Annotated in this window: 19 protein-coding genes; 8 read left to right on the top strand and 11 right to left on the bottom strand. The window is 58.4% G+C overall.

Translation table 11 applies throughout. The features are described 5' to 3' along the window. Positions 1–12 precede the first annotated feature (12 nt). Complete coding sequence (phoR, locus tag B2590_RS13545; RefSeq protein ID WP_036210779.1) at positions 13–1,329, top strand: phosphate regulon sensor histidine kinase PhoR; 1,317 nt, start codon at positions 13–15, stop codon at positions 1,327–1,329. Between the two features lie 18 nt (positions 1,330–1,347). Here the strand turns inward: phoR and B2590_RS13540 are convergent, their stop codons facing one another. Continuing rightward, positions 1,348–2,205: a response regulator gene (locus B2590_RS13540; protein WP_036210776.1), complete on the bottom strand. Its 858-nt coding sequence runs from the start codon at positions 2,203–2,205 to the stop codon at positions 1,348–1,350. A 287-nt stretch (positions 2,206–2,492) separates the two neighbouring features. Between B2590_RS13540 and B2590_RS13535 the strand changes: the two genes are divergently transcribed. The 3 genes from B2590_RS13535 (at position 2,493) to B2590_RS13525 (ending at position 5,510) form a co-directional block, all read left to right on the top strand. Beyond that, positions 2,493–3,695 (top strand): lytic murein transglycosylase, encoded by a 1,203-nt coding sequence (locus B2590_RS13535; RefSeq protein WP_227664841.1) that lies wholly within the window; start codon positions 2,493–2,495, stop codon positions 3,693–3,695. 88 nt (positions 3,696–3,783) lie between these two features. Continuing rightward, positions 3,784–4,815, top strand: coding sequence for a metal-dependent hydrolase (locus tag B2590_RS13530; protein WP_278367981.1), 1,032 nt, complete (start codon positions 3,784–3,786; stop codon positions 4,813–4,815). Positions 4,816–4,817: 2 nt separating this feature from the next. After that, positions 4,818–5,510, top strand: a complete 693-nt coding sequence (locus B2590_RS13525; protein WP_075194192.1) for a pseudouridine synthase — start codon at positions 4,818–4,820, stop codon at positions 5,508–5,510. On the opposite strand, the gene B2590_RS13520 is transcribed toward B2590_RS13525, so the two are convergent. Further along, positions 5,511–5,990 carry an asparaginase domain-containing protein gene (locus B2590_RS13520; RefSeq protein ID WP_036210766.1) on the bottom strand — a complete coding sequence of 160 codons (480 nt, stop codon included), beginning with the start codon at positions 5,988–5,990 and terminating at the stop codon, positions 5,511–5,513. It lies immediately after the preceding gene. Between the two features lie 26 nt (positions 5,991–6,016). Further along, complete coding sequence (gene pbpG, locus B2590_RS13515) at positions 6,017–6,931, bottom strand: D-alanyl-D-alanine endopeptidase (protein ID WP_126811353.1); 915 nt, start codon at positions 6,929–6,931, stop codon at positions 6,017–6,019. A 255-nt stretch (positions 6,932–7,186) separates the two neighbouring features. Between pbpG and B2590_RS13510 the strand changes: the two genes are divergently transcribed. Next, positions 7,187–8,821: an EAL domain-containing protein gene (locus B2590_RS13510; protein ID WP_085678673.1), complete on the top strand. Its 1,635-nt coding sequence runs from the start codon at positions 7,187–7,189 to the stop codon at positions 8,819–8,821. Positions 8,822–8,826: 5 nt separating this feature from the next. Here the strand turns inward: B2590_RS13510 and ilvD are convergent, their stop codons facing one another. Next, the gene (gene ilvD / locus B2590_RS13505) at positions 8,827–10,503 is read right to left on the bottom strand and encodes a dihydroxy-acid dehydratase (protein WP_041332496.1); all 1,677 of its coding nucleotides are present in this window, start codon (positions 10,501–10,503) and stop codon (positions 8,827–8,829) included. A gap of 246 nt (positions 10,504–10,749) precedes the next feature. Between ilvD and B2590_RS13500 the strand changes: the two genes are divergently transcribed. After that, the gene (locus B2590_RS13500) at positions 10,750–11,376 is read left to right on the top strand and encodes an HPP family protein (RefSeq protein ID WP_007154975.1); all 627 of its coding nucleotides are present in this window, start codon (positions 10,750–10,752) and stop codon (positions 11,374–11,376) included. After that, positions 11,373–11,768: a glutaredoxin family protein gene (locus B2590_RS13495; protein WP_036210756.1), complete on the top strand. Its 396-nt coding sequence runs from the start codon at positions 11,373–11,375 to the stop codon at positions 11,766–11,768. The genes B2590_RS13500 and B2590_RS13495 overlap by 4 nt, the downstream gene beginning before the upstream one ends. A gap of 29 nt (positions 11,769–11,797) precedes the next feature. On the opposite strand, the gene B2590_RS13490 is transcribed toward B2590_RS13495, so the two are convergent. The 4 genes from B2590_RS13490 to ald all read right to left on the bottom strand — a co-directional run bounded on the left by B2590_RS13490 (position 11,798) and on the right by ald (position 16,130). Next, complete coding sequence (locus tag B2590_RS13490) at positions 11,798–13,537, bottom strand: alkaline phosphatase D family protein (protein ID WP_041332495.1); 1,740 nt, start codon at positions 13,535–13,537, stop codon at positions 11,798–11,800. Between the two features lie 113 nt (positions 13,538–13,650). After that, entirely contained in the window at positions 13,651–14,262 is a 612-nt protein-coding gene (locus B2590_RS13485) for a Yip1 family protein (RefSeq protein ID WP_036210751.1), read from the bottom strand. A 153-nt stretch (positions 14,263–14,415) separates the two neighbouring features. Next, a complete protein-coding gene (locus B2590_RS13480; RefSeq protein ID WP_036210748.1) occupies positions 14,416–14,988 on the bottom strand; it encodes a glutathione S-transferase family protein in 573 nt (190 codons plus the stop codon). A 29-nt stretch (positions 14,989–15,017) separates the two neighbouring features. Continuing rightward, positions 15,018–16,130, bottom strand: coding sequence for an alanine dehydrogenase (gene ald, locus B2590_RS13475; protein ID WP_041332494.1), 1,113 nt, complete (start codon positions 16,128–16,130; stop codon positions 15,018–15,020). A 159-nt stretch (positions 16,131–16,289) separates the two neighbouring features. Here ald and B2590_RS13470 point away from each other — a divergent pair, with 159 nt between their 5' ends. Beyond that, entirely contained in the window at positions 16,290–17,105 is an 816-nt protein-coding gene (locus B2590_RS13470; RefSeq protein ID WP_085678667.1) for a dienelactone hydrolase family protein, read from the top strand. 10 nt (positions 17,106–17,115) lie between these two features. Here the strand turns inward: B2590_RS13470 and B2590_RS13465 are convergent, their stop codons facing one another. The 3 genes from B2590_RS13465 to crcB form a co-directional block, all read right to left on the bottom strand. Beyond that, positions 17,116–17,811, bottom strand: a complete 696-nt coding sequence (locus B2590_RS13465; RefSeq protein WP_127401923.1) for a lysophospholipid acyltransferase family protein — start codon at positions 17,809–17,811, stop codon at positions 17,116–17,118. Between the two features lie 139 nt (positions 17,812–17,950). Continuing rightward, positions 17,951–18,157, bottom strand: a complete 207-nt coding sequence (locus B2590_RS13460) for a cold-shock protein (protein ID WP_007154967.1) — start codon at positions 18,155–18,157, stop codon at positions 17,951–17,953. Positions 18,158–18,396: 239 nt separating this feature from the next. Continuing rightward, positions 18,397–18,777, bottom strand: a complete 381-nt coding sequence (crcB, locus tag B2590_RS13455) for a fluoride efflux transporter CrcB (protein ID WP_036210736.1) — start codon at positions 18,775–18,777, stop codon at positions 18,397–18,399. Between the last annotated feature and the right edge of the window lie 36 nt (positions 18,778–18,813).

Below are 18,813 nucleotides of genomic sequence, written 5' to 3'. Positions count from 1 at the left end.
GGGGCAGCTGTAATGCAACACAACTGGTCAAAGTACCTGCGATGGATTATCACGCTCCTGATAGCCTGCACGGCCGTCGGGCTTTTCTTTGGCGAGCCCCTCTACGGGCTGACGGCAGGGCTGCTGGCTTACCTGTGGTGGACTCTGGCCCAGGCCAAACGTCTGTACCATTGGCTCGGCAATCCCAGCGGCAGTGACGAAGCCCCTCAGAGTGTTGGTCTCTGGGGCGACATCTTCGACGGCCTACACAGGCTTCACCAGAACCACCTACGCACCCAGGACAAACTTCGCGCCCAGATCAACCGGGTCCAGGAGTCCACCAATGCCATGCGCGATGGTGTGATCATGACCGACTCGCGGGGCGCCATGGAGTGGTGGAACGGCTCAGCGGAGCATCTTCTGGGCTTTCGTCGCAGTTCGGACCGCGGGCAGTTTATTCACAACCTGATCCGCAACCCCGCGTTCAAGGCCTACTTCGACTCCCGCGACTACCGGGAACCATTGGAACTGAACTCACCCGCAAAACCGCACATTCACCTGCAAATCCAGATCAGCCTGTTTGGCGACGACGACCGCCTGATTGTGGCCAAGGACGTAACCCGCCTGTACCAGCTTGAACAGATGCGACGGGATTTCGTTGGCAACGTCTCCCATGAGATGAGAACACCCCTGACGGTGATCAGCGGCTACCTGGAAACCCTGGTGGACAACGCCGACGACCTGCCGCCCAAATGGCGGCGCGCCATCAACACCATGGCGCAGCAGTCCTCGCGCATGGAAGCGTTGATTACCGACCTGATATTGCTGTCCAGAATTGAAACCGGCGAGCAAACCATCAACGATGCGGTCACGGATTTACAGGCGATGATCCAGCAGATCTGCCACGACGCCAAGGCCCTCAGCGGCGAACAGGGCCACGAATTCAACGTCAGCATTGGCGATCGCCATCTGCTGAGGGGCGACGAAAGCCAACTGCGCAGCGCCTTCTCCAACCTGATTTTCAACGCCGTGAAGTACACACCTGCCGGTGGACTCATCACCATCATCTGGAAAACAGACCGCGACGGCGGGCATCTGTCAGTGAAAGATACCGGTATCGGTATAGACCCGGTTCATATCCCACGGCTTACCGAGCGGTTCTATCGCGCCGACCCCAGCCGACACAAGGAGACCGGTGGCACCGGCCTGGGGCTGGCGATCGTCAAGCATGTATTGCTCAACCATGACGGTAACCTGGAAATTCGAAGCCGGATTGGCGACGGCAGCGAATTCATCTGCCACTTCCCCCGGGAACGATTGGCGGAAAGGCTTCCTGAGACCGCGTCCTGATTGGGATAGCTTTCGTGGCTAACCGCCGCTGCGGAAACGGGCGATAAAACGGGACAGGTCTTCCAGCTTTTTCGGGTCTTCGTCCACAAATCGGATGGTCACGCCCACAAAATCCGTGTCCTGGCGTTTGTCCACCGCCTGCAACTGGTGGACGTAACCATTAAGCCGCGCTACCTGCCCTTCGGCCACTTCGATATCCACCACAGCCTGATCAAGGATGCCCGGAAACTGCTGGTCCCGCTTGGCGATCACCCGCACTTCCGTGAGGGTGATGTCCTTGACGACTGAGCGCAGAGTGCTGTCTGAAAAACGCACCGACGCCACGCTCATTGGCGGCCTGGCTGTCGACCCGGAGGCAGAGGACGTGGACGACTTGCTGGCACGGACTGGTGCCGGAGAAGCAGCTTCCCGCTTCTGGGTCAGCAGGCTGGCGGATTCGCGAAACGCTTCCGCCGGCCCGGCCATGGACTTCCCGCCGCGATCCATGGCGTCCTTGAGGCGGCGCCCCATCACCTTGATGATCTTATTGCTCAGGCCCTCAGGGCTGAAGGGTTTCCCCAGATACTCAGAGACTCCCCCCTTGACGGCTTCAACCACATGATCCTTGTCACCACGGCTGGTGATCATGATGAAGGGCGTTTTTTCATACTGTGGCTGTTGGCGCATCCACTGCAACAGCTCCAGACCCGACATCTCCGGCATTTCCCAGTCACAGAGGATGAGATCAAACGTTGTGCGCGACATCAGTGATTGCGCCCGGCGGCCGTTCTGGGCATCCGTGGTGTCAATCACTGGAAAACGCTGACGCACCGTTCGCTTGACCAGATCCCTCACAAAGCTGGCGTCATCCACCACCAGCGCCTTCAGCGTTGCCATTTTCGGACCTTTTGTCTTTCAGAAAGTTGTCGTATCGTTCTGCAAACTATAGAACAAGCCGATGGTGGGGAATAGCAGGACTACAAAAAGACGACACATCCGATGCGGTGTGGAACACCAGGTTAAAGAATTGTCACCGGAATCCGGTAACAACAGTGTTTCAGGGCCACAAAAACAGGCTACCATGAGCCAGAAACATCCACTCCAGACCGAGGTTTAGCGTGCCGAGCATATTCACAGGGACATCAAAGAGCCAACGGACGATTCGACACCTTTCACTCAGCGGATTGTTCGTCCTGAGCAGTGCGTCCGTGTCCGCGGCCGCTGACGCCGACCTGGAAAACCGTTTCCCCCAGTGCATCGAACACCTGGAAAGCCAGGCCATCGAGGCGGGTGTGTCATCACAAACGGCGGGCGAAGTGCTGGCAGGCGCAGAATACCTGGAGCGAGTGATAGAGCTCGACCGCCGCCAGCCCGAATTCACCACCACCTTTGCGGACTACCTTAACCGCAGGGTCAACTCCGACCGGGTAAGCCGCGGGCGGGAGTTGCTGGACCAACACGAAGCACTGCTTGAACGCGTCACCCGGAAAACCGGCGTGCCCGCCCCCTATCTCGTGGCGTTCTGGGGCCTGGAAACCAACTTCGGTTCCTACTTTGGCAAGATGTCGGTGCCCAGCTCCCTCGCCACCCTGGCGTGCGACGAACGGCGCAGCCAATTCTTTACCGAACAGTTGATTGCAGCCCTGAGAATCATTGACGAGGGCGCGATACCCGCCGAGCAGATGGAGGGCTCCTGGGCAGGCGCCATGGGGCATGTGCAGTTCATGCCAACCGTCTTCCTGCGCCATGCGGTGGATGGCGACGGCGATGGCAAGCGCGACCTGTGGAACAGCTTGCCGGACGCGATGATGTCAGCTGGCCACTTTCTACAGGATCTCGGCTGGGATGGCGACTACCGCTGGGGGCGGGAGGTTCTTCTGCCCCAGGGGTTCGATTACAGCATGGCGGACGGCCGCCGACTACCCCTGGAAAAATGGCGCACCCTGGGCGTAACCGACGCCTTCGGCAATAAACTGGCGAACGAGCCCATCGAAGCCGCGCTGGTGGTCCCGGCCGGGCACCGGGGGCCTGCATTCCTGGCCTACAAGAATTTTAATGTGATCATGGGCTGGAACCGCTCTGAATTCTACGCTATCGCGGTTGGACATCTGGCGGACCGCATCGCCGGTGCCGGTAAACTGCAGAACCCGCCACCGGAGGATATGCCAGCGTTGTCACGGAACAACATCCTTACCCTGCAAAAAGCGTTGAACGAGCAGGGATTTGATACCGGGAAACCGGACGGCATCCTTGGCCCCAACACGCGGTCGGCTATTCGCGGCTACCAGTCAGAAAATGGCCTCGTTGCCGACGGCTATCCCGGCGACACGGTTCTCAATGCCTTGGGGGTAGACCTGACGTCTGAAACGTCCGGGAGTGATACCTGACAGCCATCTGCCGACCATCTGGGGCGTGATCCGACAACCGATTCCGCGCATAATACCTGCCGGACTTAAATGACAAGGTGTTATCCCGATGGATTCGATTACCCAGGCGGCACTGGGCGCCTCGCTGGCCGGTGCCGTTGCCGGAAAAACCCTTGGCCGTTCAGCCCTGCTGGTCGGTGCCGTTCTCGGCACCCTTCCCGATCTGGACGTCATCATTGATTACGGCACGGCGGTCGCCAACTTTACCCAGCACCGCGGATTCAGCCACTCGCTGTTTGTCCTGCTGCCGCTGTCCGTATTGCTGGCTTTTGCACTCCATCGGTGGCGCCCCCGTCTCGGCTACGGGCGTTGGTTTGCGCTCACCGCGCTTGTGCTTATGACGCACCCTCTGCTCGATGCCTTTACCACCTACGGAACCCAGTTGTTCTGGCCTATAGGGCCACCTGTGGCCATCAGCAGCATTTTCATCATCGACCCGCTTTATACCCTGCCGTTACTGATCGGCATCACGGCGTTCCTCATCCGCGGGCCACAAACCAGCGCCATCATGGCCGGCCTGCTCCTTTCAACGCTTTATCTGGGGTGGAGCGCAACGGCGCAACAAATCATCCAGGAACGGGTTGGCCCCACGCTGGCCAAGGAAGGCCTGGAAGAGGCCCCACGGCTGGTTCAGCCGATGCCTTTCAATACCGTGCTGTGGCGAGTGACCGTTGTGGGTGAGGAAAAACGGGTGGAAATCGTGACCGGATTCCTGGATGGCGACGGCCCCGTTACGGTGGAACACTTTCCCCGCGAACCCCGCCTGGCAAAGGCCGCCACGTCATTACCAGAAGGCCAGCGACTGGACTGGTTTACGCGTGGTTTCCTGCACTACGACATGGACGGCGACCAGCTCACGGCCACCGATATCCGCCTGGGTATCCCCGGGGCGCATCCCTTCACCTTCATACTCGCCAAGTACCATGGCGACAGTCTTGAGCCAGAGCCCAGTTCACAGCTGGAGCGTCCGGCGATTGGCGGGGAACTCCTCGGCGTGCTCTGGTCGCGAATGACGGGTTCTGCGGAGGTACTGTGCCTTGCCAGCCTAACGCTGCCGCCGCCAGGAGAAGGGTGTACCTGAGCATGCGCCTGGATTATTTCATTGCCAACGCGACCACGCTGTCGCGCCGCGATGCGAAAAAAACCATCAGTTCAGGCCGAATCCGGGTGGACGGGCAGATCTGTCGCAAATCCGCTTCTCCGGTGGCCGCAGACACCCGGGTTTCCCTCGATGACCAGCCGCTGTCACTGCCAGGAGAGCGGTACCTGATGCTGCACAAGCCTGCCGGGGTCATCAGTGCCACCACCGACAGTCAGCAGCCCACGGCGCTGGACCTGCTGCCCGCAGATGTCCGCCACGGGCTCCACATCGCCGGGCGGCTGGACGCCGACACCACCGGGCTCCTGCTGCTGACCACCGATGGCCAATGGTCACACCGCATCACATCGCCCCGGGTGAAATGCCCCAAGACCTACCGGGTGACGCTCGCCGAACCCATTGATGACCTCGCCATCACGCAACTGCAACAGGGTGTATTACTGCACGGTGAGTCGCGGCCAACCAGACCTGCCGATGTCCATTTACTCAATGCCGGGGAAATTGACCTGACGTTGTCGGAAGGGCGTTACCACCAGGTCAAACGAATGCTGGCGGCGGTGGGTAACCATGTGACGGGATTGCACCGATGGCGTGTCGGCCCCCTCGTACTCGACAACTCACTGGCGCCGGGAGAATACCGGGAACTAACCACGGAGGAAGTGAACAGCCTGGGCTGATCAGGTGCGTTCGAAGCGCTGGGCCTTCAGGTTTTTGCGCACGGAACCTGCCTCGAACACCTCGCCGTTCATGGCGATATAAACCCCGTGAGGCAATAGCTGGACCGCCGCCCATGCATAGCCGATATTGAAAACCGCGTCACTCCGGCGCATACGTGCCGGCTGCATGGCGCCAAACAACACAATGGTTTTCCCTTTCACCGACAGCAGCTCTCTGGCGGTTTCCGGCATGGTATCGGTACCGTGGGTGATCAGTATGCGCTCGGCGTTACACTGACTGACGGCGGTTCTGATGACCTCCCGGTCGCCGTCCGTGATTTCCAGACTGTCCTTGCGCAGTAACCCGTGCAGGGTATAGCCGTCATGGATGTTGGACTCCGCCAACAGCTCCGCAATCAGACTATCGCCAATCTCAAACTCGCTGTTGGCATCGAAATACACCTTGTCGATGGTGCCACCGGTGGTGAATATCTCAATCATACGCTGCGTTCCCGATTCGCCAGAGGTCAGTTCACGCTCACGGATGCGCCATCCGAAGCGGCATAAGCTGCGTTCTTTTTCCGCTCATACGCACGCGCGGCCGCAGCAACACTGCCACCGGCGCCGGTGGTAAGCCATCGTTTGATCCGGCCCGCATCCCCCATCGGTGAACGGGTGCCCAGAGAATCAAGCAGCACCGTTACCAACGGCTTGCCATCCAGTTCAAACAGCATAACGAGGCAACGGCCAGCTTCGGACAGATAGCCCGTTTTACTGATCCCCACGCCCCAACTGTCACGATGAACCAGGACATTGGTATTCCCGAACGCCAGTCGATATCTGGGTTGGCGGAACTGGGCGGTGAAATAGCGGGTGGTGGAATACTCCCGTATCTGTGGGTATTGGCTGGCCGCCCTGACCAGGCGAACCAGATCCGCCGCGGTGGAACGATTGTCAACCGACAACCCAGTGGGATCCACGAAGGTTGTTTTCAGCATTCCCAACTCAACGGCCTTGGCATTCATCGCTTCGATAAAGGCGTCATACCCACCGGGATGGTGTCTTGCCAGGGTATGGGCCGCAAAATTCTCTGACGACATCAGTGCAATACGCAGTACGTCAGAGCGTCTGAGCTCGGAGCTCACACGAATACGGGTATAGGCATTCGCCGGAGCGGGAATATGGCGCTCCCGGAAGTCCAGCCATTCGGTCAGGGGCTCGCCGGACTCCATCACCACCAGCGCAGTCATCAATTTGGTGATGGACGCGATGGGCACCCGTCGATCCGCATTCTTGCCGTAAACCAGCCCCTCATCGTCGGCATAGGCCACAGCTGCGTTAACGGATGCCAATTGCAACTCGGACCTCTCGATCGCCATCGCCCGGGAAACGTTGAGCAAACACAGGACTGTCAGCGCCAGGACAATGGCCGTTCGGATCATTGGTCAAACCTTGTTATGTGTCGTTACGGTGTCAGCCTTTCACTATACCAGCCAAATTGGCGGCTGGCTCCGGGTAGGCCAGGGTAAAAGTATTAACGGGATCGGACACAGAATTCATTCAGGCGTTTAAAACATCAAATGCAAAACCGCATAAAATCGCGTAAAATTACATTGAAATCATATTTTTACACAATATTTCACAAGGTAACCATAGTGTAACAAGCCCTCCGGGAAACGAGCAGGACAACCAAGCGAATGGATTCAACCGGACCCGAAACGACGCAGAAAATCGCCAGTACGCCCCTGCCCTTTGATGCGAGCAATGGCTTCTACCGCTGGCTACCCCTGATCGTGTTGATCTTTGCCATTGCCTACGGATGGCTGCTTGCGTCGCTGACTCCCCAGGCACTGGGCAGCGTCCACTGGTTATCGAGCCTGGAAACGGGTTTGCCTCAGGACCTGATGGCGTTGGTACGGCAAGTATTTATCGGCGGGATTCTGGCGTTTGCACTGCTGTTCAACCTGGCAGTTGTGTTTATGCTACAGCGGCCCGGCCTCGCGTGGCTCAGTGTGTTCATGGCCGGTGTCCTGCACTGCCAATTGGTTCTGGAACAGTTTGGCCTTTGGTTTATCTGGCCCGACCAGCCGCAGTACAACGCATTGCTGCACATCAGTCTGCCGCTGTGCCTGATCGCACTGTGTGAATTCACGCCGCACTTCCTGCCGCTGGGCCGTCGTTCCCGGCGAATCATTCACGTCATCAGTCTGCTGGCTTTCCTGCATCTACTGGCGACGCCGGTGAACATTCCGGGTGTTGGCGAAGCGTCTTTCCTCGGCCTGGCCCTCGCTGGTGGCGCGTTTATCCTGCTGGTGGTTCTGAGCCAGATTCGTCAGCACGTCCTTGCACGCTATTATGGGCTTGCCTTCCTCGCCATACTGGTCGGGGCCGTGATCTCTTTTTTACATACAACGGGTTGGGCGCCGAGCACCAGCTTTGCGGAGTCCGCGTTCTTCCTTGGCGCTGCCGCAGGCTCGGTCATCCTGACAACCGGAGCCGCCAGCCTGCTCTCTTCCGCGGGGGCCGCATCAGCGAACGACAGCCGGGGACTCCCTGGGTACGACCCGGCCCTAACCGAGCGGCAAGACCAGCAACAACGGTTAATGCTGGAGGTGGAAAACGGACTCGCCCGCAACAGTATGTGGCTGGAATACCAGCCCAAAGTGCGCATTCGAGACGCCAAAGTTCGTTCGGTGGAAGCCCTGATACGCTGGCATCACCCGGAGTTCGGGTATGTACCACCAGACCAGTGGATTCCCCAGGCCGAACAGGTGGGGGTGATCTATCCTGTGACGCTTTGGGTCATTGAACGGGCCTGCAGCGAATACCCCCACCTGACAGCCCGCTACGGCGACGAGCTGGCCATCGCCGTCAACATTTCCGCCACGGACCTGACTCATGCTGGCTTCGAGGAGAAGGTAACCAACATCATCACCCGTCACAACATTCAGGCGAAAGACCTGATACTGGAGATTACGGAAACCGCGATGATGACCGATCCAGAGGCTTCCCGCCGTATGATTCACACCCTGAACCGAAAAGGGTTCCGAATTGCCATGGACGATTTCGGGACCGGCCATTCATCACTGGGCACACTGGCAAGCTTTGAACTGGATGAGCTCAAGATAGATCGCAGTTTCCTGAAAGACATTCTCGACCACCCTACGCGCCAGCGAATCTTCCGTGCGACCCTCGAGCTGGGTGAAGCACTGGACCTGGATGTGGTGGTTGAAGGTGTTGAAGATGAGGCCGTGGTGCGCTGGTTACAGCAATTCCCGGACCTCTACGGGCAGGGCTTTTTTTGGGGCAAGCCTGAACCGGCCTGCCCCTGACGCACTCAGGGCTTGTCCGTCACTGCGCCTTCCGAGGCGGAGCTTACGGTACGCGCGTACTTGGCCAGCACCCCGCGGGTAAACCTGGGAGCCGGTGCCGTCCATGCCTGTCGGCGGCGTTCCATTTCCTGCTCCGAAACATCCAGCTCAATACGGTTAGCCACCGCATCAATGGTGATGGTGTCACCATTTTCCACCAGCGCAATCGGGCCCCCTTCGGCGGCTTCCGGTGTAATATGACCAACCACGAAACCGTGGCTGCCACCGGAAAAACGCCCATCGGTAATCAACGCCACATCGCTGCCCAGGCCCTTGCCCATGATGGCCGAGGTAGGCGTCAGCATTTCCCGCATGCCCGGGCCGCCTTTGGGCCCCTCAAACCGGATCACCAACACATCCCCGGCCACAACAGTGCCGTCCATGATCCGCTCCTGGGCCTCTTCCTCAGACTGGAACACCCGTGCACGACCAGTGAAATGAGTGCCCTCCTTGCCGGTGATCTTGGCCACCGCACCAGTGGGCGCCAGGTTGCCGTAAAGGATACGCAGATGACTATCCGCCTTGATGGGATCATCAAAGGCATGAATGATGTCCTGGCTTGCCGGGTACGGAGCCACGTCTTTCAGGTTGTCCGCCAGTGTCTGGCCGGTGACCGTCATGCAGTCGCCATGGAGCATGCCACGGTCGAGCAACATCTTCATCAATGGCTGGATACCGCCAATGGCCACCAGTTCTGACATCATGTAGTGACCGCTGGGGCGCAGGTCCGCCAGCACAGGAACCCGCTTGCCGATTTCCACGAAGTCATCCAGCGACAAGTCAACGCCAACGGTACTGGCCATGGCAATAAGGTGCAGCACCGCGTTGGTGGAGCCACCCAGGGCAATCACCACGGTGATGGCATTCTCGAACGCCTCACGGGTCATGATGTCCGATGGCTTCAGGTCTTTCTCCAGCAGGTTGAGCACCGCCGCGCCCGCCGCCCTGCAGTCTGCCGCCTTGGTCTCGGAAATAGCGTTCTGGGCAGAACTGCCCGGCAGGCTCATGCCCATGGCTTCGATCGCCGAGGCCATGGTGTTGGCGGTGTACATCCCGCCGCAGGAGCCTGGGCCCGGAATCGCGGTTTCCTCGATCTGTTTGACCTCAATCAGGTCCAGATCACCTCGGGCATGGGCACCCACCGCCTCGAACACAGAGATGATGTCGGTGTGATTCTCGCCGGGCATGATGGTGCCGCCATAGACAAATACCGACGGCCGGTTCAGCCGCGCCAGACCCATCATGCAGCCGGGCATGTTCTTGTCGCAGCCGCCGATGGCAACCAGGCCATCAAAACCTTCACAACCAGCCACGGTTTCAATGGAGTCGGCAATGACTTCCCGCGACACCAGAGAGTACTTCATACCCTCGGTGCCGTTGGCGATGCCGTCCGATACCGTGATGGTGTTGAACGTCAGGCTCTTGCCCCCGGCCTCGTCGGCACCAGCAGCGGATTCCTCCGCCAGTTGGTTGATGTGCATATTGCAGGGCGTCAGGTTGCTCCAGGTCGAGGCAATACCGATCTGGGGTTTGCGAAAATCTTCATCGGTAAACCCCACGGCCCGCAACATGGCGCGGCTTGCCGACTTGCCCAGGCCGTCGACCACGGGCGCGGAATAACGGCGGCGTTTGTCTTCTGTCATTACTGTGCTCTCCTGAATGTCCGGTTAGCCCGGCCTTGTTTCTGTCATTAACAAAAGACTGTCAGAAACGCCCGGCGACAGCAATACAACGCCCCAGGCAATACCTTACGCCCTTCTGCTCAGAAGCATCAGTGAACCTTTGCCAGTCGCTCACGGTTATCGGAAATAGCGATTTGCCTTGTGCAGGGTCAGGGCTTACTATCACGCACCTTTTTGGTGCAAATGATTCAGGTTAACGAGAGAGCAATGGGACGCAGAAACGAACGACTGCGCTGGCAGTTAGCCAGTGGTCTGCTAAAGGTGTTTCATCTTGAACAGCTGACGAACCGATACAGCCGCCGAACTGTAATGGCGGGGTTTAGCCTGATCAACGGCACACTGAGTATAGCGCTTGTTTCCTTTATCGCACTGGTTACTCAGGAAGCCTTCATATTCCCGTCGCTGGGCGCCACGGCGTTTATACTGTTCCACGTTCCGCTCGCGGAACCGGCCTCTCCGCGCAATACCTTTTGCGGCCACCTCATCGGTGCTTTGATGGGGCTGTTCAGTCTTCATATTTTTGGTCTACAGGACCAGGCCTCCGCATTTTTACACGGAGTCGATCTGCCAAGGGTCGGCGCTTCGGCTTTATCCCTCGGCCTGACCGGCTGCCTGATGGTACTATTCCGTGTCGTGCATCCGCCGGCCGGAGCCACTGCGCTTATCGTATCACTCGGCCTGATGCCTGATCCGGCACAACTGCCCGTCCTGATGGCTGGCGTTTGCCTGCTTCTGGCACACGCTTATTGCATGAACAGGCTGTCGGGCATTCCCTATCCGGTTTGGTCTGCAACGAAATCCACCCCATCGACTGGAGCAGTATCGAGTCCATGAGAATCATCATCCGCTATTTTTTCCGTACCCTTCGGCTGATCCTGACCCCCTTCATGCTGATCAGCGAGAAGTTGAGCACACCCAAGGGCATCACGCGCACGCCTGACGCACAGGCAAAGGTGGACAGTGCCTGCGAAGACCTCGCGCTTTACCAGTTTACGGCTTGCCCGTTCTGCATCAAGGTCCGTAAGGAAATTGCGCGCCTGGGCCTCAATATCGAAACCCGTGACGCACAGCATGACGGCGAACGCCGCTCAGAGCTGGAAGCCGGCGGCGGTCACGTCAAGGTGCCCTGCCTGCGAATTCGGCAGGATGACGGCAAGGATCAGTGGCTGTACGAATCCGACGACATCAAACTGTGGTTGCAACGGCAGTTCGAACCCGCCGCCTGAATCATTCGGCAGCGGGTTTACAGATGCCGTCAACCGGGCGTTACCAGTGAACGGTTGCCCGGCCCCGGCAAGGTCTGCCGTGCAGCATTGCGACCACTGACAATCTCGTAGTTACGGTCTTTGACGGTGCTGACGAAGCGCCAGTCCGCCCTCGCCTCGTCGGGTGTAAATGTCACCAGCATATAGCCCCGCTGGTTCACGTTCAGGTAGTCGAGATCGTCCACCAGAAGCTCAATAGCCGCCTCGGCATCGGGTATGGTCGCTTCAGGCAACTGGAGATAGTCTTCAAGACCGGGGGAAGAAACCCCCGGCGTGGCGAACTCCACACCCACCTGGTCACCATTGCCGGTTTTCAGGTTGCTGGCCCAGGCGTTGTGGGTATCCCCGGCCAGTACCACGAGGTTCTTTTGTAGTTGCCTCGCCGTTTCCAGGATCACCTCTCGTTCCACGTAGTAGCCGTCCCAGGCGTCCAGGTTGTAGGGCAGCACGGTTTCAATCCGGGCAATTTCCTCGTCGGTCAACGAGGGATCTCCAGCCAGGTAGCGACCCTTGAGGCCAGCCAGCTCCGCGAACAGGGGCAGCAACACAGATGGGTCAGGGTTGATGATGCCGGCCAGCAGCTCCGCGGGCAGCGTCATCCGTCCCATCAACACCTGCTGCCCCAGCACCTGCCAGGTGGCGGTTGAAGTTGCCAGCGCATTCTCAAGCCAAAGCCGCTGCTCCGCACCCAGCATGGTACGGTTCGGGTCGCCTACATCTGCAGCAAACCGGGCCGCGTCAATGCCATCCTGGGTCAGGTAATCAGTGTAAGCCAGTTGCTCGTCGCGGCCGATGATCCGTGTATCCAGCATGTGCAGGTCCACCAGGTCGCCAAAGCGGAAGCTGCGGGAGATGGTTTCCTGGTCTCCGTCCGTGACCGGCCGGATCGGCATCCATTCAAAGTAGGCCCGCAGGGCATCGAGTTTACGGTCACTGAAATCACCCTCATCGGCGTTGTGGTTCTCAGCACCGTTCCTCCAGGTGTCGTTGGCTACTTCGTGGTCATCCCAGACAGTGATGAACGGCACCTTGCGGTGCAACTCCCTCAAATGATCATCGCCCCGGTAAATCGCGTAGCGATGGCGGTAATCCTCCAGGGTGATGAGCTCACGGTTATTCGACGCAGGGAACGTACGGCCCATGGCTTCTGCCTGCGCGGCGCCATAGCTATCCGGGTCGCTGTCGTACTCATAGAGATAATCCCCCAGATGCAGCACGGCATCCAGGTTATCCAGGCCCGCGATTTCCCGATACACGTTGAAGTAGCCGGCGGGGTAATTGGAGCAGGACACCACGGCAAACCTCACCTGGCTCACCGCACCCTCTGGAAGGGTCTGCGTCATGCCGGTCGGGGAGGTGCTTCTGGCGGTGCGGAAACGGTAGTAATAGCGCTGGCCGGGCATCAGACCCCGAACATCCACCTTGAATGTGTAATCGTGCTGAGCCGAGGCGCGCGAGCGGCCGGAATGAGTCATGCTCCGGAAGTCAGCGTCGGTAGAAACTTCCCAGGCGATGTCCACGTCCCGCCCGGAATCGTCGTCCGGTACGGCACGAGTCCAGAGGATCACGCCATCCTGCAGGGGGTCGCCACTGGCAACACCCTGGGAGAAGCGGATATCACGTTTGTCGCTGCTGTCGAGTATGCATCCGGCCAGCCCTGTGGATATGGCAACAGCGCCCATGCCCATAGCGGATGCTTTCAGGAAGTCCCTGCGGCTCAATCGTTTCATACCTTTCCCTGCCCTAGTTTAGTGGTCAGGTAAAAGGTAGCGCCAAAGTGTAACGACAGGATGACGGATGGCGACATCCTGAATAGCAAATCACGACAGGCCGGGCAAAGCCGCTACCCTTCGACGAAGACCGGCCCCAGGCCATAGTTCCAGAGGATGACGGAACCCACGCGGGTTGACACCAGAATGACCAGCGCCACGGTCAACAGGGCACCGGCGTACATCACCGCCTGGTCCTTGGGAATGCCCATGACAATCGGCAGGCCATCGTACATCAGCCAGGCGCCATAACAGGCCGCCGCCAGGAAGACCAGGGCATTGAACCAGGGCACCGGATAGAGCAACGCAAAACCGGCGAGGAACAGCGGCGTACAGGAATAAGCCGCCAACGCAATGCCATTGGAAGGAACGGTTTCTTCATGGGCGCCATATGTCCGAGCCATCCAGTTGATGGCGAACCCCAGGGCAAACACCCCCACCAGCATGGCCAGATAGGTCAGAACGCTTAGCTGTATCGCACTGACTTCCGTGAGCTTTATGACGCGCTCACCGCTCACCGTCCAACCGATGTGAGCCGTGGAAATGTAGGCACAGATCGGCGCTATCGCGCCAAGCAACAGCACATAGGCAACATAGAGCCGCCGGGGAGGTGCGTGTTCCTTGCGGATCTCGGCCCACTCGGCATCGGGATGGGTGAACAGACCAAATGCGTGATTCAGGAGCATGGCTTTACCCCCTTGAGGTAATTTTATTATTGGTTGAATGGATACGCCTCACGGGCCTGGAAAGATCAGGCCACGCTACCCTCAACTATAGCCTAGAAACGCAAGTGTTAAAGCCACCTTGTCTTTTATTGCCAATCACTTCCCGACAAAACCTTACGCTTTTCTCGGGTCAGTAGCGGCGACAAGCGGCTGATCACGATGCTGATCCCTGAACCCGAGCAGACTCTCAATGCCGGCAAAATCCACCAGGTCCCGGAACTCGATCCAGTCCACCAGACAATAGAGGCAGATGGCGGGGTAGTTCCATTGGGCGAATTGGCCATCGTCCACCATGGCCGCCAGGGTTCTGAACGTCATCATGATGCGTTCACGCTGGAGGTTGAAAAACATCAGGTCTTCGTTGGTATCGATGCCCGAACGGGCCGACAGCAGCAGGATCACCGCAGAATCGTTGGCAGCGTCAATCAGCGTCAGCTGGTTTTCCTGGTCCCAGGTCAACGGCACCATGCCCTGCTTTTCGCTGAGGTAGCGGGCAATTACCCGGGAATCGTACACCTCCTGATTGTCGTCGATCAGCATGGGAATCTTCAGCGCCGGGTTGTTGCGCCGGAGCTCATCCCTGCCCTGACCATAGATGTCGAGGTTCACGAATTCATAGTCACTATCATCCAGTAGCAGCCTGATACGGCGAACATAGGGGGAAGTGGTGGAACCGATCAGTTTCATGAAATCTCCTTGTTTGAATGACGTTGCTATCAGAGCAGGTTGTCAGGATCTGCAAATTCATAGCCGGTGGATTCCGCCACCTCGCGGAAAGTGACCTTGCCCTGGAACACGTTGAGGCCGTTGCGCAGATGGGGGTCGTCCTTCATCGCCCTTTCCGGTCCCTTGTTGGCCAGGGCGACGATAAACGGCAGTGTTACATTATTCAGCGCCAGAGTGGAGGTTCTTGCCACCGCGCCCGGCATATTGGCGACACAGTAGTGCACCACCCCATCCACAACGTAGGTAGGCGCATCGTGCGTGGTGGGTTTCGAAGTTTCAGTACAACCGCCCTGATCAATGGCTACATCCACGATAACACTGCCTTCGGGCATACGGCTGACCATATCACGGGTGACCAGCTTGGGTGCGGACGCTCCGGGAATCAGCACGCCGCCAATGACCAGATCCGACTCGATCACCGCTTCCTCCAGGGTCGCGGCGGTTGAGAACAACGTGCTGATGCGGTTGCCATAGAGATGGTCAAGATTTCTCAGTACGTCCATATTGCGGTCGAGGACCGTTACATGGGCCCCCAGGCCAATGGCCATAGCGACAGCGTTCTGACCCACCACACCACCGCCAATCACAGTTACCCGCGCAGGGCTCACACCCGGCACACCGCCCAGCAGCACACCTCGACCGCCGAGGGATTTTTCCAGGCAGTGGGCACCAGCCTGAATCGACATCCGCCCCGCCACTTCCGACATAGGGGCCAGTAGCGGCAGCCGCCCGTGGCTGTCGGTGACTGTTTCATAGGCAATACAGGTTGCCCCTGACGCTACCAGGTCATCGGTCTGGGCCTGATCCGGCGCAAGGTGCAGGTAGGTAAAGAGGGTCTGGCCGGACTTCAACAAGGCTCGCTCTTCCGCCTGGGGTTCCTTGACCTTGACGACCATGTCGGCTGCCTCGAACACCGCCGTTCCGTTTTCCAGAATCTCGGCCCCGGCCTTCACATAATCATCGTCCGTGAAGCCGATGGCAGCACCAGCATTCGTCTCAACGCAAACACTGTGGCCGTGGCCACACAGCTCATGGACCGCCGCCGGTGTCATTCCCACCCGGTACTCGTGATTCTTGATCTCCTTCGGTACGCCTATCTTCATGCCTGACCCCTTGAATCCGTCGGGTAAACGATGTCTCATCGGGTAAAGTGTAGTAAAAAGGTCTGACACCGGCAGTAGCAATTGAATGCATCGGTTTAATGGGCCTCGGCGTAAAACCCGAAGCAATCCACGCAATCGACCCAAACGGAGCAGGAACCAATGAACAGATACAGGCATGCCCTGGCGGCAGCGCCGCTCTCACTCGCAGTAGCCCTTACCCTGGCAAGTGGACAGGTGACAGCCGACATGCAGACAGAAACCGTGGAGTACACCGTAAACGGCAAAACGTTTACCGGCTACATGGCTTACGACGACGAAGCCGAAGGCAAGCGCCCAGGCGTTCTGGTGGTTCACGAATGGTGGGGGCACAATGAGTTTGCCCGTGAGCAGGCGGAAAAGCTGGCAGCCGCCGGCTACACGGCGTTTGCGCTGGATATGTATGGCTCCGGCAAACTCGCCGAACATCCCGAAGATGCGCAGGCCTTTATGAAGGAGGCGACCAAGGATATTGATCAGGTCAAGGCTCGCTTCATGGCCGCCAAGGAGTTGCTCGCGAAGCACGACAGTGTCGACGGCAGCAGGATTGCCGCCCAGGGTTATTGCTTTGGCGGTGCCGTGGTACTGAACATGGCACGCCTGGGTGTGGATCTGGATGCCGTAGTCAGCTATCACGGCGCGCTGGGCAGCCCCATCAAAGCCGAAGCCGGCAAGGTTCAGCCCAGGATTCACGTCTACACCGGTGGTGCGGACAAGATGGTGCCCTCGGATCAGGTGTCCGGTCTGGTGAAAGAAATGCAGGATGCCGGGGCCGATCTAACGCTGGTCAGTTTTCCCGGTGTCATGCACTCGTTCACCAATCCGGGAGCGGATAAGGTCGCCGAGGAATTCAATATGCCCATCGCCTACGACGAGCAGGCTGCAAAACGTTCCTGGGAGGGCACCCTGCGGCTCTACGAAGACGTTTTCGGCGACTGATCGTTGCCCTTCAGAGGGCACCTTCTATGGTGCCCTTCACTTCTTCCTGAACTTCCCTCACCTCACGTCCGGCGGTGGCTACCGGCGGATGAACAATAATCTCGATCAAACCTGGCGAGAATACCGCGGTTCCCTTGGGGAGTCGGTCATGGGAGCCTCGGATCGTCACCGGTAGAACGGGTAGTTCGCCGTCGCGGGCAATGACGAACCCGCCTTTCTTGAAGGGCAGCAGTTTGCCATCCCAGGATCGGGTGCCTTCGGGAAACATCAGGATGCTGGTGCCTTCGGGCAACTGGGCGACGCCGCGCTTGATACTTTCCAGCGCATCACTGCCTTTTGATCGGTCAATGAAAAGGTTACGCGAGGTCTCCAGCGCCAGGCCAAACAGTGGCACCTTACGCAGCTCTTTCTTGATCACCCAGCGGTATTGCAGCCCCAATGCCAACACCAGGGCCGGGGGATCAAAATAGGACGCATGGTTGCTGAGGATAACGTAGCGCTGGGCCGGGTCGATGTGCTCGCGTCCGCTGACTTCAAGGCGGATTCCGGTGAGTCTAAGCATGCACCAGGCGTATACCTGGGTGCCGTGAAAGGCGGCGTTGCCATTGCGGCCGGCAAGTGCGGCGATAACAATAGGCAGGAACAGGACCAGCGTGAGCAGTGCAGCCCAAAACAGGATCCAGACAGCTTTGAGGGTGTTCAACATAGCAGGCCCTGAGCAAACTAAGGTTGGGCGATCGCCCGACGGCAGGGGATAAAAGATGTCACATTCGGGTGGGAATCACAAAATCCACCCACAAAAAAAGGCAGCCGAGGCTGCCTTTCTGGCGGTGCCCTACTATCCGTTAGATAGCAGTAACGTTTTCCGCCTGAGGACCTTTCTGGCCCTGGGTAACGGTGAACTCAACCTGCTGGCCTTCTGCCAGGGTCTTGAAGCCGCTGCCCTGAATTGCGCTGTAGTGAACGAATACGTCCGGGCCGCCTTCACGAGTGATAAAGCCAAAGCCTTTTGCTTCGTTGAAGAACTTAACAGTGCCGGTAGTAGTAGACATACTTAAACTTCCTGAAATCAATCATTTTATCTTGCCGCCAGGCCATCGTCGTGATGCCTGATCAGCGTTTACGGAAATACAGAATTCGCGGAATCAAAAACAGGACGGTCACTACTAACTGCGGAGGTACGTCTTATTCATGAAAGCTTTACTGAATCTTTCCTACGCAAATAACTCTACTCTTTGTTTTTGGGATTGCCAAGCGTATTTTTAATTTATTCCGTACGTAGTGTTACCCATCATCCCCGGACCAGCCCGAAGGTGTAAATTCCCAGTGCTGTCATGAGGATAGAGCCAACAACATGGGCCAGAATTCCAGCCAGGGCCATGCTCCATTTGCCTTCCTGGATAGCGGAAAGCATTTCCAGGGAGAAGGTGGAGAAGGTGGTCAGGGCGCCGCAAAGGCCGGTAATGGCAAACAGGCGCCACTCCGGTGCCAACGAAGTGCCATGAACGAAATAGCCAATAAGCAGGCCAACAAGCCAGCCGCCGGAGAGGTTGGCGGCGAGGGTGCCGTAGGGAATGGCGTGGTAGCTGCTGTTGAGCCAAAGGCCCAGTGCCCATCTCAGGTTAGCACCGATGACGGCTCCGGCGCTTACGGCCAGGATTGATAGCCACATTCCCAAATTACCTCATGATTTGGTGTCTGCCGGATG

The sequence above is a fragment of the Marinobacter sp. UBA3604 genome (assembly GCF_002375325.1).
Lineage (GTDB): Bacteria > Pseudomonadota > Gammaproteobacteria > Pseudomonadales > Oleiphilaceae > Marinobacter > Marinobacter salarius.
This window is presented reverse-complemented; position numbering and strand designations above follow the sequence as displayed.

Coding starts and splice junctions, on each gene's coding strand:
- phoR (WP_036210779.1), top strand. CDS start 13: ATGCAACACAACTGGTCAAAGTACCTGCGATGGATTATCACGCTCCTG.
- B2590_RS13540 (WP_036210776.1), bottom strand. CDS start 2,205: ATGGCAACGCTGAAGGCGCTGGTGGTGGATGACGCCAGCTTTGTGAGG.
- B2590_RS13530 (WP_278367981.1), top strand. CDS start 3,784: ATGGATTCGATTACCCAGGCGGCACTGGGCGCCTCGCTGGCCGGTGCC.
- B2590_RS13525 (WP_075194192.1), top strand. CDS start 4,818: ATGCGCCTGGATTATTTCATTGCCAACGCGACCACGCTGTCGCGCCGC.
- B2590_RS13520 (WP_036210766.1), bottom strand. CDS start 5,990: ATGATTGAGATATTCACCACCGGTGGCACCATCGACAAGGTGTATTTC.
- pbpG (WP_126811353.1), bottom strand. CDS start 6,931: ATGATCCGAACGGCCATTGTCCTGGCGCTGACAGTCCTGTGTTTGCTC.
- B2590_RS13510 (WP_085678673.1), top strand. CDS start 7,187: ATGGATTCAACCGGACCCGAAACGACGCAGAAAATCGCCAGTACGCCC.
- ilvD (WP_041332496.1), bottom strand. CDS start 10,503: ATGACAGAAGACAAACGCCGCCGTTATTCCGCGCCCGTGGTCGACGGC.
- B2590_RS13500 (WP_007154975.1), top strand. CDS start 10,750: ATGGGACGCAGAAACGAACGACTGCGCTGGCAGTTAGCCAGTGGTCTG.
- B2590_RS13495 (WP_036210756.1), top strand. CDS start 11,373: ATGAGAATCATCATCCGCTATTTTTTCCGTACCCTTCGGCTGATCCTG.
- B2590_RS13490 (WP_041332495.1), bottom strand. CDS start 13,537: ATGAAACGATTGAGCCGCAGGGACTTCCTGAAAGCATCCGCTATGGGC.
- B2590_RS13485 (WP_036210751.1), bottom strand. CDS start 14,262: ATGCTCCTGAATCACGCATTTGGTCTGTTCACCCATCCCGATGCCGAG.
- B2590_RS13480 (WP_036210748.1), bottom strand. CDS start 14,988: ATGAAACTGATCGGTTCCACCACTTCCCCCTATGTTCGCCGTATCAGG.
- ald (WP_041332494.1), bottom strand. CDS start 16,130: ATGAAGATAGGCGTACCGAAGGAGATCAAGAATCACGAGTACCGGGTG.
- B2590_RS13470 (WP_085678667.1), top strand. CDS start 16,290: ATGAACAGATACAGGCATGCCCTGGCGGCAGCGCCGCTCTCACTCGCA.
- B2590_RS13465 (WP_127401923.1), bottom strand. CDS start 17,811: ATGTTGAACACCCTCAAAGCTGTCTGGATCCTGTTTTGGGCTGCACTG.
- B2590_RS13460 (WP_007154967.1), bottom strand. CDS start 18,157: ATGTCTACTACTACCGGCACTGTTAAGTTCTTCAACGAAGCAAAAGGC.
- crcB (WP_036210736.1), bottom strand. CDS start 18,777: ATGTGGCTATCAATCCTGGCCGTAAGCGCCGGAGCCGTCATCGGTGCT.